This window comes from Bradyrhizobium sp. USDA 336 (genome assembly GCF_044908355.1).
GTDB lineage: Bacteria > Pseudomonadota > Alphaproteobacteria > Rhizobiales > Xanthobacteraceae > Bradyrhizobium > Bradyrhizobium yuanmingense.
This window is the reverse complement of sequence record NZ_JBIYDC010000002.1, coordinates 5,627,257-5,642,723: the sequence shown is the minus strand read 5'-3', so window position 1 is coordinate 5,642,723 and position 15,467 is coordinate 5,627,257. Positions and strand designations below refer to the sequence as shown.

At 65.3% G+C, this 15,467-nt stretch carries 15 protein-coding genes; 7 read left to right on the top strand and 8 right to left on the bottom strand.

Annotation, left to right across the window (positions count from 1 at the left end; genetic code table 11):
* Positions 1-64: 64 nt before the first annotated feature.
* Positions 65-1,417: a serine protease gene (locus ABIA45_RS27470; RefSeq protein ID WP_271543466.1), complete on the bottom strand. Its 1,353-nt coding sequence runs from the start codon at positions 1,415-1,417 to the stop codon at positions 65-67.
* A gap of 263 nt (positions 1,418-1,680) precedes the next feature.
* Between ABIA45_RS27470 and ABIA45_RS27465 the strand changes: the two genes are divergently transcribed.
* Positions 1,681-2,484 carry a molybdopterin-synthase adenylyltransferase MoeB gene (locus ABIA45_RS27465; protein WP_271543468.1) on the top strand — a complete coding sequence of 268 codons (804 nt, stop codon included), beginning with the start codon at positions 1,681-1,683 and terminating at the stop codon, positions 2,482-2,484.
* Between the two features lie 9 nt (positions 2,485-2,493).
* Here ABIA45_RS27465 and ABIA45_RS27460 read toward each other — a convergent pair whose 3' ends face one another.
* Entirely contained in the window at positions 2,494-3,501 is a 1,008-nt protein-coding gene (locus ABIA45_RS27460; RefSeq protein ID WP_271543470.1) for an aldo/keto reductase, read from the bottom strand.
* Positions 3,502-3,613: 112 nt separating this feature from the next.
* On the opposite strand from ABIA45_RS27460, the gene ABIA45_RS27455 reads away from it, so the two are divergent.
* On the top strand, positions 3,614-4,525 hold the full coding sequence (locus tag ABIA45_RS27455) for a LysR family transcriptional regulator (protein ID WP_271543472.1): 912 nt from the start codon (positions 3,614-3,616) through the stop codon (positions 4,523-4,525).
* Positions 4,526-4,528: 3 nt separating this feature from the next.
* Here ABIA45_RS27455 and ABIA45_RS27450 read toward each other — a convergent pair whose 3' ends face one another.
* Positions 4,529-5,530 (bottom strand): D-glycerate dehydrogenase, encoded by a 1,002-nt coding sequence (locus ABIA45_RS27450; protein ID WP_225129577.1) that lies wholly within the window; start codon positions 5,528-5,530, stop codon positions 4,529-4,531.
* Positions 5,531-5,849: 319 nt separating this feature from the next.
* Here ABIA45_RS27450 and ABIA45_RS27445 point away from each other — a divergent pair, with 319 nt between their 5' ends.
* The gene (locus ABIA45_RS27445; RefSeq protein WP_157285970.1) at positions 5,850-6,377 is read left to right on the top strand and encodes an SH3 domain-containing protein; all 528 of its coding nucleotides are present in this window, start codon (positions 5,850-5,852) and stop codon (positions 6,375-6,377) included.
* A 145-nt stretch (positions 6,378-6,522) separates the two neighbouring features.
* Here ABIA45_RS27445 and irrA read toward each other — a convergent pair whose 3' ends face one another.
* Positions 6,523-7,011 carry an iron response transcriptional regulator IrrA gene (gene irrA / locus ABIA45_RS27440; protein ID WP_036009037.1) on the bottom strand — a complete coding sequence of 163 codons (489 nt, stop codon included), beginning with the start codon at positions 7,009-7,011 and terminating at the stop codon, positions 6,523-6,525.
* Between the two features lie 346 nt (positions 7,012-7,357).
* Here irrA and fabA point away from each other — a divergent pair, with 346 nt between their 5' ends.
* The 3 genes from fabA (at position 7,358) to fabI (ending at position 10,078) form a co-directional block, all read left to right on the top strand.
* Positions 7,358-7,879: a bifunctional 3-hydroxydecanoyl-ACP dehydratase/trans-2-decenoyl-ACP isomerase gene (fabA, locus tag ABIA45_RS27435; RefSeq protein ID WP_157285969.1), complete on the top strand. Its 522-nt coding sequence runs from the start codon at positions 7,358-7,360 to the stop codon at positions 7,877-7,879.
* 39 nt (positions 7,880-7,918) lie between these two features.
* Positions 7,919-9,142: a beta-ketoacyl-ACP synthase I gene (gene fabB / locus ABIA45_RS27430; protein WP_128265148.1), complete on the top strand. Its 1,224-nt coding sequence runs from the start codon at positions 7,919-7,921 to the stop codon at positions 9,140-9,142.
* 138 nt (positions 9,143-9,280) lie between these two features.
* A complete protein-coding gene (fabI, locus tag ABIA45_RS27425) occupies positions 9,281-10,078 on the top strand; it encodes an enoyl-ACP reductase FabI (protein WP_271543481.1) in 798 nt (265 codons plus the stop codon).
* A 129-nt stretch (positions 10,079-10,207) separates the two neighbouring features.
* Here the strand turns inward: fabI and ABIA45_RS27420 are convergent, their stop codons facing one another.
* Genes ABIA45_RS27420 through ABIA45_RS27405 form a run of 4 tightly spaced genes read right to left on the bottom strand, consistent with a single transcriptional unit; the run spans position 10,208 to position 13,129 of the window.
* Positions 10,208-10,804, bottom strand: coding sequence for a glutathione S-transferase family protein (locus ABIA45_RS27420; protein ID WP_404654456.1), 597 nt, complete (start codon positions 10,802-10,804; stop codon positions 10,208-10,210).
* A gap of 12 nt (positions 10,805-10,816) precedes the next feature.
* A complete protein-coding gene (locus ABIA45_RS27415; RefSeq protein WP_404544814.1) occupies positions 10,817-11,680 on the bottom strand; it encodes a hypothetical protein in 864 nt (287 codons plus the stop codon).
* Between the two features lie 47 nt (positions 11,681-11,727).
* Entirely contained in the window at positions 11,728-12,195 is a 468-nt protein-coding gene (locus ABIA45_RS27410; RefSeq protein WP_404654455.1) for a GNAT family N-acetyltransferase, read from the bottom strand.
* A 7-nt stretch (positions 12,196-12,202) separates the two neighbouring features.
* Entirely contained in the window at positions 12,203-13,129 is a 927-nt protein-coding gene (locus ABIA45_RS27405) for a hydrogen peroxide-inducible genes activator (RefSeq protein ID WP_271543488.1), read from the bottom strand.
* A 114-nt stretch (positions 13,130-13,243) separates the two neighbouring features.
* Here ABIA45_RS27405 and katG point away from each other — a divergent pair, with 114 nt between their 5' ends.
* Complete coding sequence (gene katG, locus ABIA45_RS27400) at positions 13,244-15,409, top strand: catalase/peroxidase HPI (RefSeq protein ID WP_404544812.1); 2,166 nt, start codon at positions 13,244-13,246, stop codon at positions 15,407-15,409.
* The last annotated feature ends 58 nt before the right edge of the window (positions 15,410-15,467 follow it).

Here is a 15,467-nt window from a genome sequence, read left to right as displayed (position 1 = left end):
CAGCGGAGCGGCATTTCATGCCGCACCGCGTCCGGGACACGAGGATTGAGATGCCGGCAGCGCCTTATTTCCGCACGCAGATCACGCGCACGACGGCGGCTTTGGCGTCTGTCGACGTGCCATTCGGGCTGACGCCCTTCGCCTTGAGAAACCCGCGCACCGCCTCGGCAGAGACCATCATCGCCTGTGATGCCGACGTCGCGGGTCCCGCGACCACCGCCGGCTTCAGCAGCGCGATGCCGGCGAACTTGCCGTCGCCGTCGACGGCCGGGCTGCCGGAGAAGCCGACCGGCGGCGGCGGCGAGAGCGCGGAATTGCTGCTCGTCGCCGGCGTCAGCGCGGCCTTGAGGTTCGACACGGCGGCCGCGCCGCCCTGGCTTTGCGGATCGGCGATGCCGACGACATCGACATTGGTCTTCGCGGCCCCTCCGGCGAGGCTGAGCGGCCTCAGGTCGCGCGCGCCGTAGATGCGCAGCAGCGCGAGATCGTGCTCCTTGTCCTCGGCGAGACGGTCGGCGCTGCCATGGCCGGCGATCGTGATCGCAAGGCAGCCATCGGTGACGAGGCGGTCGGTGACGATCGCGCCGTCCTCGCTGACGACGACGCCGGTGCCGTATTCGACGGTCTTGCGCGGCGGCGGCCCGGCCAGCGGTCCCGACGGAAACGCGTTGAACGCGCTCGACATCGCGATCACGACCGGCTCGACAGTATTCTCTGTCGCCTGGTCGTAGATGATCGTCATGGTGCGGACCTCGTCGCCCTTGAAGGTGCCGCGGACGTAGAACTTCTTCTCGCCCTGCAAGCCCGACAGCACGAAGAAATCCGGCTTCACCACGGTGTAATCGACCTTGCGGCCGGACGGCTCCTTCTCGAGATCGGCGAGCTTGGCCGAGGTCGGGTTCGTCTCCTTGCGGCGGCTGAGAACCACCTGCACCGTCCCTGTCGGCGAGGTCCATTTCGAGCCGTTGGCGTCGCTTGCCTGCTGCGGCACCAGCTTGCCGGGAATGCCGAGCCGGGCGCCGCTGGTCGGCTCCGTCACGATCTTCCAGCCGACGCTCTCCTGCTTCTTGCGTGCCGCCTCAGTGAGCGCGGTGCGCTCCTGCGGATTGAGCACGCCGGTCGGCTTGCCGCCCTTGGCCTTCTGGTACTCCTTGATGGCGTTGACCATGCGCTCGCTGACGTCGCCGGTGATGGCGCCGTTATATTGTCCGACCCAGGCGAGGTCGGACTGCAGGGCCAGCCGCTCGGCTTTGGCCATGGCATCGGCCGTCGCGGACGGCGTCTGCATCGCAGGGGGCTTGACCGGAACGGTCTGGACCGTCTTCGGGGTGGCGCCTGGCACTTGGGGCGTCGTCATCTGGGCGTGCGCGCCCGTGGCAGCCGCCAACATCAGTGTTGCCGCAAGCATCGATCTCATGACAAATCCAGCCAGCCCGTTGAACGCCAAAACATTGAAAAGCATGCGATTGAAGCACATCTCGTTGGTCGCGAACAATGTTGCGGCGGTTCAGGCCTAAGGTCGGGCCGTGTACACAGGTCCTCATCCTGAGGAGCGGCCGAAGGCCGCGTCTCGAAGGATGGCCCCGGGTGAGATCCGGGCCTGCATGGTTCGAGACGCGCGTTCCGCGCTCCTCACCATGAGGCGTGAAAGCGATGGCTTGGTAGGAGAGGCGTAAGACGATGCTGAGCCCGGACGAACTCGAACGCTATGCCCGCCACATCGTGTTGCGCGACGTCGGCGGCCCCGGCCAGGCGGCGCTGAAGCGGGCCTCGGTACTGGTGATCGGCGCCGGTGGGCTCGGCGCGCCTGCGCTGATGTATCTGGCCGCCGCCGGCATTGGCACGCTCGGCGTGGTCGACGACGACGTGGTGTCGCTGTCCAACCTGCAGCGCCAGGTGATCCATACGACGCCCGATATCGGGCGGCACAAGGTCGAGAGTGCCGCCGAGCGGATCGCGGCGCTCAACCCACATGTCCGCTTCATCGGTCACGCCACCTGGCTCAACGCGGATAACGCGCTCAGCCTGATCGGCGATTACGACCTCGTGCTCGACGGCTCCGACAATTTCTCGACACGCTATCTCGTTTCCGACGCCTGCTTCTTCGCCAAGCGGCCGCTGATATCAGCGGCGCTCGGCACCTTCGACGGCTCGCTGACCACCATCCGCGCGCATGAGACGAACGAGCAGGGCGAGTTCAATCCGACCTACCGCTGCCTGTTTCCGGAAGCGCCGCCGCCCGGCACGGTGCCGGCCTGTGCGGAGGCCGGCGTCATGGGCGCGCTCGCGGGCGTGCTCGGCTCGATGATGGCGCTGGAGGCGATCCGCGAGATCGTCGGCTTCGGCGACGGCCTCGTCGGCCGCCTCCTGATGATCGATGCGCGCGCGATGCGCTTCGAGACGCTGCGCTATTCACGCGATCCCGCCAATCCGCTCAACGGCGACGGGCCCGTGTTCGAGGATCTCAGCTTCCATCGCAGCTGATTGCTACGGTCACGCCGTCGCCGGCTTCTCGCTGTCGAGATGCGCCATATGCTCGGCCGGGTAGCGCGTGCCGGCCGCGATATCGGGCGGAAACGCCTTGGCCAGCGCCTCGAGATGCGCCGGCGTCAGCGTCACCTTCGTTGCGCCAAGCGCTTCGCTGAGGCGGTTGCGGGTGCGGGCGCCAACCAGCGGCACGATCGCGTTGTCCTGTGCCGCGACCCAGGCGATCGCAACCTGTGCCGGCGTTGCGCCGATCTCATTTGCGATTGCGCGCAGCTGCTCCACCAGCGCGAGATTGGTGTCGAGGTTCGCACCCTGGAAGCGCGGCGTCATCAGCCGGTAGTCACGGCCGGCCTTGCCTGAGTCCTTCGACCAGTGGCCGCTGATCAGGCCGCGCGCGAGCACGCCGTAAGCGGTGATGCCAATGCCGAGCTCGCGGCAGGTCTTCAGGATACCGCGTTCGATGCCGCGCTCGATCAGCGAATATTCGATCTGGAGATCGGCGATCGGATGCACCGCATGCGCGCGGCGGATGGTGTCGGAGCCGACCTCGGACAGGCCGATATGCCTGACATAGCCGGCCTTCACGAGCTCGGCGAGACCACCGATGGTCTCCTCGATCGGCACATTGGGATCGAGACGCGCGGGACGGTAGATGTCGACATAGTCGGTGCCGAGGCGCTGCAGCGAATAGGCGAGGAAGTTTTTTGTCGCCGCCGGCCTCGTGTCCATTCCCGCGAATTCGCCGGCCGGCCCGCGCAGCGCGCCGTACTTGACGCTGAGCTGCACCTTTTCGCGCGGCACCTCCTTCAGGGCTTCCCGCAACAGCGTCTCGTTGTGCCCCATGGCGTAGAAATCGCCGGTGTCGAGCAGGGTGATGCCGGCATCGAGCGCCGCGTGCACCGTGGCGATGGCCTCGCCGCGATCGGCGGCGCCGTAGACCTCCGACATGCCCATGCAGCCGAGGCCGAATGTGGAGACGGTCGGGCCGGTTGAACCGAGTTTGCGCTGTTCCATGATTTTTCTCCTCGAGAAGGCGGCTGGGCCGCGTCACGAGGCCAGATATGAGCCGGAGCGATTGCGCCGATAAGCTGGACAATCCAGAACGCCTTGTTCACATTGGCGAACAATGGCCGAGCCCGATCTGCGCGATCTCGATGTCTTCGTGGCGGTTGCCCGCACCCGCAATTTCCGGCGGGCGGCGGTCGAAATTCGCGTGTCCGTATCGAGCCTTAGCCAACGGCTGCGGGACCTGGAGGAACGTCTCGGCGTGCGCCTGATGAACCGCACCACCCGCAGCGTCGCGCTGACCGAGGCGGGTGAGCTGCTGCTGTCGCGCGTCGCACCGGCGCTGCGCGATGTCGGCGATGCCCTGGAGCAGGTGCGGGGCCTGCGCGAGGTCGCCTCGGGCCGCCTGCGCATCAATGCGCCGCCGCCCGCGGTCGATCTGGTGCTGGCGCCGCTGGCCGGGCCGTTCCTGCGCGCCCATCCGCAGGTCGATCTCGACATCGTCAGCGAAAGCGGCTTCGTCGACATCGTGAGCGGGGGCTATGACGCCGGCGTGCGCTATGGCGAGCATCTCGCGCAGGACATGGTGGCGATCCCGCTGAGCGGCCCGCAGCGCTATGTCGTGGTCGCTTCGCCCGGTTACATCGCGCGGCGCGGCAGGCCGCTTCATCCGAAGGACCTGCTCGACCATGATTGCATCCGCGCGCGCTATTCGAGCGGCGTCATGCACGATCTGGAATTCGAGAGAGCCGGGCAGGTCGTGAAGGTCGATCCGCCGGCGAAGCTGATCTCGACCAATATGAATCTTGCGATGCGCGCCGCGCTCGACGGCGTCGGCATCTGGGCCACGCTCGACGGCTATGTCGGCGATGCCGTGAAGTCCGGCGATCTGATCAGCCTGATGGAAGAATGGTGCGAGCCGTTTCCGGGCCCGTTCCTGTATTATCCGAGCCGGCGCCAGACGCCGCCGGCGCTGCGCGCGTTCATCGATTTCGTTGCGGATTGGCGCAAGCGCGAAGGGCGCGGGAAGTAAACCTCAAAGCATGCTCGGCAGCACGCGGTCCGGCGGTTTGTGGGCGTCGAGGAAGGTGCGGATGTTGATGATCACCTTCTCGCCCATCTCGACGCGGCCTTCGATCGTGGCCGAGCCCATATGCGGCAGCAGCGTCACCTTGCCGGCCCTGGCGAGCCGCACCAGCTTCGGGTTGACCGCGGGCTCGTGCTCGTAGACGTCGAGGCCGGCGCCGCCGATCTCGCCGCCTTCGATTAGCTTGATCAGCGTGTCCTCGTCGGTGACCTCGCCGCGCGCAGTGTTGACGATGTAGGCGTCCTTGCGGATCAGCTTCAGCCGCCGCGCCGAGAGCAGGTGATAGGTCGCCGGCGTGTGCGGACAATTCACCGAGATGATGTCCATCCGCGCCAGCATCTGGTCGAGGCTTTCCCAATAGGTCGCCCCTAACTCCTCGGCGATGACGGGGGCGACGGGACGGCGGTTGTGATAGTGAATCTGCAGGCCGAAGGCGCGGGCGCGGCGCGCCACCGCCTGGCCGATGCGGCCCATGCCGATGATGCCGAGGCGTTTGCCCCCGATGCGGTGACCGAGCATCCAGGTCGGCGACCAGCCGGGCCAGGGCTTGCCTTCGGTCAGGATCGAGGCGCCTTCGATCATTCGCCGCGGCACCGCCAGGATCAGCGCCATGGTCATGTCGGCGGTGTCTTCGGTCAGGACCTTCGGCGTGTTGGTGACGGTGATGCCGCGGGCATGGGCGGCTGCGACGTCGATATTGTCGACGCCGTTGCCGAAATTTGCGATCAGGCGGAGCTTGCAGTCGGGCTGGTTCACCACCTCGGCGCTGATGTGATCGGTCACGGTCGGAACCAGCACGTCGGCGGTGCGGGCGGCTTCCGCGATCTGCTCGGGCGACATCGGTGTGTCGTCGAGATTGATCCGCGCGTCGAACAGCTCGCGCATCCGCGTCTCGATCGAATCCGGCAGCTTGCGCGTCACCACGACGAGGGGCTTTTTCTTCACCGACATGTCCTGCTCTCATGAGGCATCGCAGGCCGCCTCTGTCGCCAAAGGCCGGTCGTTGAGGCCTCATTAACCCGGTTGTTCGACACTGCCCTTGCCGTGTCCGTCCCCGGCGTTTCCTCCAAGCTCACCCGACATTTCCGGCCGGAAAATCGGGGCCAATTGGTTGCTCAAGTGCCCGTTCTCTCTAGCAGAAGGCCGGGCCAAGACAAGAACCACGGCTCAAGGCTTGGAACCCGCGTGGGGCGGGAGAGGGAGCGGGTGCGGCAGGGTTTGAAGTTGGGGTGAAGGTCCGGTCTGCCGGGTCCTTGAAGGAGACGGGTTGATGGCGTTGGGGCGTTTTTGTTCGGTGATGGCGCTCGTTTGCATGTGGTTGAGCGCCTCGGTCGACCCCTCGCATTCGAAGGACAATACCCCGCAGGCCAGCAGCGGCTTGCCGGTGCCGCGCTATGTCAGCCTCAAATCGGATCACGTGAACGTCCGCGCCGGCCCGACCAAGGACAACGACGTCGCCTGGGTCTACACCCGCGCCGGCCTGCCGGTCGAAATTACCGCCGAGTTCGAGAACTGGCGCCGGGTGCGCGATTCCGAAGGCGCCGAGGGCTGGGTCTATCACTCGCTGCTGTCGGGCCGCCGCACCGCGGTCGTCACCATGAAGCACAAGGACGATCTCGCTCCGATCTATGACCGGCCCGATCCCGACAGCGCGGTTGCGGCCAAGCTCCAGGCCGGCGTCGTCACCCAGGTCAAGAAATGCGCCGCAGGCTGGTGCCGCGTCATCGGCAACGGCTTCGACGGCTGGATTCAGCAGGAGCGCCTCTGGGGCGTCTACGCCGACGAGCAGGTGAATTGAGGACAATAGGCGGAGGGCGCGCTCGCCGCTCCAACGTCATGCCCGGGCTTGTCCCGGGCATCCACGTCCTTCACGCCCAGTCCAAAAACGTGGATGGCCGGGACAAGCCCGGCCATGACGGCAAACTCGGCAGTTTGAATCGATCTCAGCGCTTCTTGCGCAGGCGCACGACCATGTCGATGCGGGAGATCTCGTAGCCCTCGGGCACCTCCGGCATCTTGGACAGCGCCAGATGCGGATCCTCGATGTCGACCAGCTCGTGGCTGTTCTCGAGATAATAGTGGTGGTGGGTGGTGACGTTGGTGTCGAAATAGGTCTTGGTGCCGTCGACGCTGACCTGGCGCAGCAGGCCGGCATCGGTGAGCTGGTTCAGCGTGTTGTAGACGGTCGCCAGCGACACCGGGACCTTGGCGAGTGTGGCTTCCTCGTAGAGCATTTCAGCCGTGAGGTGGCGTGCGCCCTTGCCGAACAGCAGCCAGCCCAGCGCCATGCGCTGGCGCGTCGGCCGCAACCCCGCGGACTGCAGCATTTCGTTGACGTCGTGCCAGGGACACCCGGTCAGGGCCGGCTGGCGGCCGGACAGGAGGGCCGCGGCATGGTCGTCGTCGTGTTGGGACGCGGTATTCTCGTTCATTTCCAAGATTTCGGGCACGCGTGAACAATATCTCCCTGTAACATAAGAAGAGAAAGATGCAGATGCAAGTTTCTCGCAACTAGAGACGTTCTAATCAGGCTCGGAACCGGTTGGGGAGCGCGTCATTTTACCTTCATCTCTGCGCTTTGCCACCCGAAATGGCGTGTGTTAGAGAGCGCGCGGTTCCGCTTAGCCGATTTTGGCGCAGCCGGGCATGGAGGCCCGGTCGGCAATCCATGCGAAGCTTGCGCAAGTCGCGGCCGGCGGTGGCGATTGGCGGTCCGATCAGACGGGCCCATTTTCGCCAGGAACGCCGCTCAATCGGGATTTGAACAGAGGCTCGTGAATGCTGAACAGGCGCAACGGTTACGACTACGAAGATCTGCTGGCCTGTGCCCGCGGCGAGATGTTCGGCCCAGGCAACGCCCAGCTGCCGCTGCCGCCGATGCTGATGTTCGACCGCATCACTGACATCAACGACAATGGCGGTGAGTTCGGCAAGGGTCTGGTGCGCGCCGAGCTCGACGTGAAACCCGACCTCTGGTTCTTCGGCTGCCATTTCAAGAACGATCCGGTCATGCCCGGCTGCCTCGGACTCGATGCGCTGTGGCAGATGGTCGGCTTCTACCTCGGCTGGAGCGGGGGCGAAGGCCGCGGTCGCGCGCTCGGTTTGAACGAGCTGAAATTCAGCGGCCAGGTGCTGACCGAGGCCCGCAAGGTTGTGTACAACGTCGACATCAAGCGGGTGATGCGGGCAAAGCTCGTGCTCGGTATCGCCGACGGGTGGCTTTCGGTCGATGACCAGATTATCTATCGCGCCAAGGATCTGAAGGTCGGCCTGTTCAAGCAGGGCACGAGCCTGGGCTGAGCGCATCACCACGAAGACAACGATTGAGGCGAGGCTGTCATGAGGCGGGTTGTGGTCACCGGAATGGGCATCGTCTCGTCCATCGGAAACAACACCCAGGAAGTGCTTGCGAGCCTTCACGAGGCGAAGTCGGGCATTTCGCGGGCTGAGAAATATGCCGAGCTCGGCTTCCGTTCGCAGGTTCAAGGCGAGCCGTCGCTCGATCCCTCGACGGTCGTCGACCGCCGCGCGATGCGCTTCCTCGGCCAGGGCGCGGCGTGGAATCACATCGCCATGGAGCAGGCGATCCAGGATTCCGGCCTGACGCCCGACGAAGTCTCCAACATCCGGACCGGCATCATCATGGGCTCCGGCGGTCCGTCGGCGCGCACCATCGTCGAAGCCGCCGACATCACCCGCTCCAAGGGACCGAAGCGCGTCGGCCCGTTTGCGGTGCCGAAGGCGATGTCCTCCACGGCGTCCGCGACGCTCGCGACCTGGTTCAAGATCAAGGGCGTGAACTATTCGATCTCCTCGGCCTGCGCGACCTCGAATCATTGCGTCGGCAATGCCTATGAGACCATCCAGATCGGCAAGCAGGACGTCATCTTCGCCGGCGGCTGCGAGGAGCTGGACTGGTCGCTGTCGGTGCTGTTCGACGCCATGGGCGCGATGTCCTCGAAGTACAACGACACGCCGGCGACGGCCTCGCGTCCCTACGATCTCAATCGCGACGGTTTCGTCATCGCCGGCGGCGCCGGCGTGCTGGTGCTGGAAGAGCTCGAGCATGCCAAGGCGCGCGGCGCGCGCATCTATGGCGAGGTCGTCGGCTATGGCGCGACCTCTGATGGCCACGACATGGTGGCGCCGTCGGGAGAAGGCGCCGAGCGCTGCATGCGCATGGCGATGTCGACGGTGAAAACCAAGGTCGACTACATCAACCCGCACGCGACCTCGACGCCGGCCGGCGACCCGCCGGAGATCGAGGCGATCCGAAAAGTGTTCGGCGTCGGCGAGAAGTGCCCGCCGATCTCGGCGACCAAGGCACTGACCGGCCACTCCCTCGGCGCCACCGGCGTGCAGGAAGCGATCTATTCGCTGCTGATGATGAACAACGGTTTCATCTGCGAGAGCGCGCACATCCAGGAGCTCGATCCCGTGTTCGCCGACATGCCGATCGTGCGCAAGCGCATCGACAACGCCAAGATCGGCACGGTGCTGTCGAACTCGTTCGGCTTCGGCGGCACCAACGCGACCCTGGTGTTCAGCCGGCTGGATGCGTGATTTCAGCGACGCTGTCGTGCCCCGCGAAGGCGGGGCATCCAGTACGCCGTGCCCTCACGACTACCACGACTGTCTCGGAATACTGGATCGCCCGCCTGCGCGGGCGATGACGTCGGAATGATAAGGAGCCGCGAGGCAATGGAAGGTCTGATGAAAGGCAAGCGCGGTTTGATCATGGGCATTGCCAATGATCATTCCATCGCCTGGGGCATGGCGAGGACGCTGCATGCCCACGGCGCCGAGCTTGCCTTCACCTTCCAGGGCGAGGCGCTCGGCAAGCGCGTCAAGCCGCTGGCAGAGCAGCTCGGCGTCGATCTGGTGCTGCCTTGCGACGTCGAGGACATCGCCAGCGTCGATGCCACCTTCGCGGTGCTCCGCGAAAAGTGGGGCGGGCTCGACTTCGTGATCCATGCGATCGGCTTTGCCGACAAGAACGAGCTGAAGGGCCGCTACGCCGACACCAGCCGCGAGAATTTTTCGCGCACCATGGTGATCTCCTGTTTCTCGTTCACGGAGGTCGCAAAGCGCGCCGCCGAGCTGATGACGGAAGGCGGCAGCATGATCACGCTGACCTTCGGCGCCTCGGAGCGCGCGATGCCGAACTACAACGTGATGGGCGTGGCCAAGGCGGCGCTGGAGGCTTCCGTGCGCTATCTCGCCGCTGATTTCGGACCGCGCGGCATCCGCGTCAATGCGATCTCCGCCGGCCCCATCCGCACCCTCGCCGGCTCCGGTATCGGTGAGGCGCGCGCAATGTTCGCCTTCATGCAGAAGCACGCGCCGCTCCGCCGCGGCGTCACGCTCGACGAGCTCGGCGGCTCGGCGCTGTATCTGCTGTCGGATCTGTCCGGCGGCGTGACCGGCGAGATCCATTATGTGGATTCGGGCTACAACGTCATCCTGATGCCGCGGCCGGATGATTTGAAGTCGGAATAGGATGCTTTCGTAGCTCTTGTAGGGTGGGCAAAGGCGCGCCCTTCGCGCCGTGCCCACGAGCTCTCAAGGATCGCGACGCAAGGTGGTGGGCACGCTTCGCTTTGCCCACCCTACAAATCCTGAGCTTGTCTATCCCGCCGCGATCTTCTCCGCGCGCTGGAACGCCGGCCGCGCCGTGCAGCGCGCGAGGTAAGCATCGAACGCGGGGCGCGACGGCACCATCTTGAACAGGCGTATCGCGAAATTCAGGCCGGCGCCGATCACGACGTCGGCGGCGGAAAATTCCTCGCCGAGAATCCACGGACCCTTTTCGAGCGCGGCTTCCAGCACGTCGAACACCTGCGTGGCGCTGCCCCAGGCCGCCGTCGAGGTCGGGATCTCGATCTTGGTGAAGATCTGGGTGATGGCCGGCTCGATGCAGCCCGGAGAGAAGAACAGCCATTGCAAGTAGCGCGCGCGGCGCGGGTCGGTCACGGCGGGTGCGAGCTTGGTCTCGGGATAGCGGTCTGCGATGTAGGCGCAGATCGCCGCGGCTTCGGCGAGCGCGGCATCGCCGTCGGTCAGCGCCGGCACCTTGCCCATCGGGTTGATCTTCAGATAGTCCGGCGCCTTCTGCGCGCCGGTCGAGATGTCGGTCAGCACGCGCTCATAGGGCAGGCCGCTCTCCTCCATCAGCCAGAGCGTCGTGAACGAGCGCGAGCGGGGCGACCAATAGAGCTTGATCATGGCGGGGAACCTTCATTGCTGGAGCAGCTGAGGTAGCGTCTTGTCGAGACTCGTCGTCAGCAGCGTGCGGACACCATCGCGCAGCGCGTGGTTGCCCGCCACCTCGTTGGCAGACGCCGGAAAGGCCGTCTCATCCAATTCCTTGTTGGGGCCGCTGATCGGGTTGATCCCGATCAAGCGTGACATCATGGGTTCGGCATCCGTTGACGCCGCGCCTTTCTTGACGACCTCGAACGACTGTCCGTCGTACACGGTGATATAGGTCAGCGCGAACAGGAACGTGCGTCGCTTGATGGGATTGCCCCACTTCACGATGCCAAATCCCTCGACAGATTGGTTCGTGTTGCTGAAGCCGTTCTGGAATCTCTCGACCAGGACATAGAGCTGACATTTGGTGCCTGCCGCGCTCTGCTGAACGAATTCCTGTCGCTCCTGGTTTCGTCTCAGCATCGGCGATCCGGATCCACCGGCCTGCGCCCAGGCGCTCGGCGAATAAGCGAGGCGCTTGACGGATTTGCCGGACGCGGCCGCGCGAACCCGCGACATGACGATGTCATCAAGTCTCCAACCATCGATCGCGACGGGCGCGTACTCGTTGCCAAACATGGTGAAGCCAACCTGCTGAACACCGAACCGGTTGCCGACGACGGAAATAAGGCCAATCCCGCACGGTCCTGCATCCGCAGCGGCAGGCTGTTTGGAGCTCGAGGGGGCTTTCGGCGTGGCGCTCTTGGCTGGCCGAGCCGGTGATGGAGCGGATTGGGCCGCCGCGCCTGCGATGAGCCCGAACAGAAAGATCGTAGTCAAGCAGATGCGAAACATGGGACGGCTGATGCGGGTTGCGGCTTCCGGTATATTCTCGTCGACGAGAGACATCTACTAGTGCGGGCCGATTGCAACCGCAAGGTGAAGACCCGCTCGTCCTACCCGCCGCCTGGCCGTGGCCGGTTCCACCGGTAACACTTCATCACGAACGCGTTCGACGGCTCGATCTCTTCCTTCTCGAGCACAAAGCCTTCGCGTTCGTACCAGCGCCAGGCCTTTTCGTTCTCGCGGACGCAGCGCAGATACATCTCGTCGGGCATTTGCGTGCGCGTGAAGGCGAGCAGCTTCCGCCCGAGGGATTGCCCCTGATAGGCGGGCGCGACGAACAGCATGTCGAGATAGAGCTTTGGCAGATGCAGCGCCAGCATCGCGGCGATCGTGCCGCGATCGTCGGCGACGAACAGGCTCCAGCCGTTCTCGATCTCGCGCCGTATGCGCGCCCGCAGGTTCGCCAGCAGGAAGTCGCTGGCTTCGGCGAGCCCGGTCGAGACCCAGCTCTCCATCCAGACGCGCCCGATCTCGTCGTACTCATCCGCGCGGGCGGGGCGGATGACCGGATGCGACATCCGCCGATCAAGCCTTCTGGCTGCGCAGGGATTGCCGCGCGCGCACCTTGCCGGCCGACAGGCACACCACCTCGGAAATCTGCAGCAGCTGCCGCGCCAACGGGCTGGTCTTGCGCCAGACCATGCCGATGGTGCGCGACGGCTCGGGGTCGCGGAAGCGCGCCAGCGAGACCGAGGCGGACCGCGTCTCCACCGGCACCGCCATCTCCGGGATCAGGGTGACGCCGATGCCGGCGCTGACCATCTGCACCAGCGTCGACAGCGAGTTCGCATCCAGCATCTCGCGCGGCGGCGCGGCCTGCATGTTGCAGAACGACAGCGCCTGGTCGCGGAAACAGTGCCCCTCCTCGAGCAGCAGAAGCCGCATCTCGCGCATCATCTCGCGTGACGGCACCGGTGTGCCTTCATCGGCGCCCGGCCGCACCAGCAGAAATTTCTCCTCGAACAGCGCGACCTCGGTGAGCGAGGGCTCCGACACCGGCAGCGCCACGATGGCGGTGTCGAGCCGTCCTTCCACCAGTTCCTGGATCAGCCGCGGCGTCATGGTCTCGCGCACGCGGATGTCGAGCTCCGGATGCATGCGCGTGAGATTCTTGGTGATCTTGGGCAGCAGGTAGGGTGCGATGGTCGGGATCATGCCGATGCGCAGGCGGCCGGCGAAGCGGTCTTGCGAAGCGCGCGCAAAATCGCCGAGCTCGTCGACCGAGCGCAGGATGTCGCGGACCCGTTGCGCCAGCTCCTCGCCGAACCGGGTCAGCGCGACCTGGCGGGCGCTGCGCTCCAGCAGCAGGCCGCCCAGCGCCTCCTCCAGCTCCTTGATCTGCATTGACAGGGCCGGCTGCGAGATCGAGCAGGACTCGGCCGCGCGGCCGAAATGGCCGTGACGGGCCAGCGCGTCGAAATACCGGAGCTGGCGCAGCGTCAGATTTATCATCAGAAAATCCTATCGCAGCGATCACTAAAGTCAACTTCCCCTGATAGGACGCTGCGCTTAGAGTGGTTCTACCTGGTCAAGGGCGCGAGTTCGACGCCGCCAGAGGAGGTATTCATGGACGACACTTCGAAGTGCCCGTTTTCGGGCGGAAAACCCACGCGCACAAACCGCGATTGGTGGCCGACGCAGCTCAACATCGAGGTGCTGCACAAGAATTCGGACAAGTCCGATCCGATGGACAAGGACTTCGATTATGCCAAGGAGTTCAAGTCACTCGACCTGAATGCGGTCATCAAGGACCTGACCGCCCTGATGACGGACTCGCAGGAATGGTGGCCCGCCGACTTCGGCCACTATGGCGGTCTCATGATCCGCATGGCCTGGCACAGCGCGGGCACCTACCGCACCACCGACGGCCGCGGTGGCGCCGGCGCCGGTCAGCAGCGTTTCGCCCCGCTCAACAGCTGGCCCGACAACGCCAACCTCGACAAGGCACGCCGTCTGCTGTGGCCGATCAAGCAGAAATACGGCCGCAAGATTTCCTGGGCCGATCTGATGGTGCTCGCCGGCAACGTCGCGCTGGAATCGATGGGCTTCAAGACGTTCGGCTTTGCGGGCGGCCGCGTCGACGTCTGGGAGCCGGAAGAACTCTATTGGGGTCCCGAAGGCACCTGGCTCGGCGATGAGCGCTACAGCGGCGAACGCCAGCTCGCCGAGCCGCTCGGCGCCGTGCAGATGGGCCTCATCTACGTCAATCCGGAAGGTCCGAACGGCAAGCCGGACCCGGTCGCCGCAGCCAAGGACATTCGCGAGACCTTCGCCCGCATGGCGATGAATGACGAAGAGACCGTCGCGCTGATCGCCGGCGGCCACAGCTTCGGCAAGACCCATGGCGCCGGCGATCCCTCGCTGGTCGGTCCGGAGCCGGAAGCCGGCGCGCTGGAAGATCAGGGCCTCGGCTGGAAGAGCAAGCACGCCACGGGCCACTCGGGTGATGCGATCACCAGCGGTCTCGAGGTCACGTGGACGAAGACGCCGACGAAGTGGAGCAACAACTTCTTCGAGAACCTGTTCAACTTCGAATGGGAGCTGACCAAGAGCCCGGGCGGCGCCAACCAGTGGGTGGCCAAGAACGCGGAGGCGATCATCCCCGATGCTTTCGACAAGTCGAAGAAGCATCGGCCGACCATGCTGACGACGGACCTCTCGCTGCGCTTCGATCCCGCCTACGAGAAGATCTCGCGTCGCTTCCTGGAGAACCCGGATCAGTTCGCGGACGCCTTCGCCCGCGCTTGGTTCAAGCTCACCCATCGCGACATGGGTCCGATCCAGCGCTATCTCGGCCCGCTGGTGCCGAAGGAGACGCTGATCTGGCAGGATCCGATTCCGGCCGTGAACCACGAGGTGGTCGGCGAGCAGGACATCGCCTCGCTGAAGACCAAGATCCTGGCTTCGGGCCTGACGGTGCCGGAACTGGTCTCAACGGCCTGGGCCTCGGCCTCGACGTTCCGCGGCTCGGACAAGCGCGGCGGCGCCAACGGCGCGCGCATCCGGCTTGCCCCGCAGAAGGATTGGGAGGTCAACGAGCCGGCTCAGCTCGCCAAGGTGCTCGGCAAGCTCGAAGCGATCCAGAAGGACTTCAACGCGTCATCCGGCGCGAAGAAGGTCTCGCTCGCCGACCTGATCGTGCTCGGCGGCACCGCCGCGGTCGAGAAGGCCGCCAAGGACGCCGGCGTCGAGGTCAAGGTCGGCTTCACGCCGGGCCGCATGGACGCCTCGCAGGAGCAGACGGACGCGGCCTCGTTCGCACCGCTGGAGCCGCGCGCCGATGGCTTCCGCAACTACATCGGCAAGCGGCATCAGTTCATGCAGCAGGAGGAAGCTCTGGTCGATCGCGCGCAGCTGCTCAGACTCACAGGTCCCGAGATGACGGTTCTGGTCGGCGGCCTGCGTGTGCTCGGCGCCAACGCGAACGGTTCGAAGCACGGCGTGCTCACCACCAAGGTGGGAACGCTGAGCAACGACTTCTTCGTCAACCTGCTCGACATGAGCGCGCAGTGGACGGCCGCTGCCGATGGCACCTATGAGGCACGCGATCGCAAGACCAATGCGGTGAAGTGGACCGGCACCCGCGTCGATCTCATCTTCGGCGCACACTCCCAGCTTCGCGCCTTCGCCGAGGTCTATGCCACCTCGGACTCCAAGGAGAAGTTCGTCAAGGATTTCGCCAAGGCCTGGACCAAGGTGATGAACCTCGACCGCTACGACCTCGCGGCGTGAGGATGACACCTCTCCCGCTTGCGAGAGAGAGCGCAGTAGTCACGAGAAAGGGCGGCCG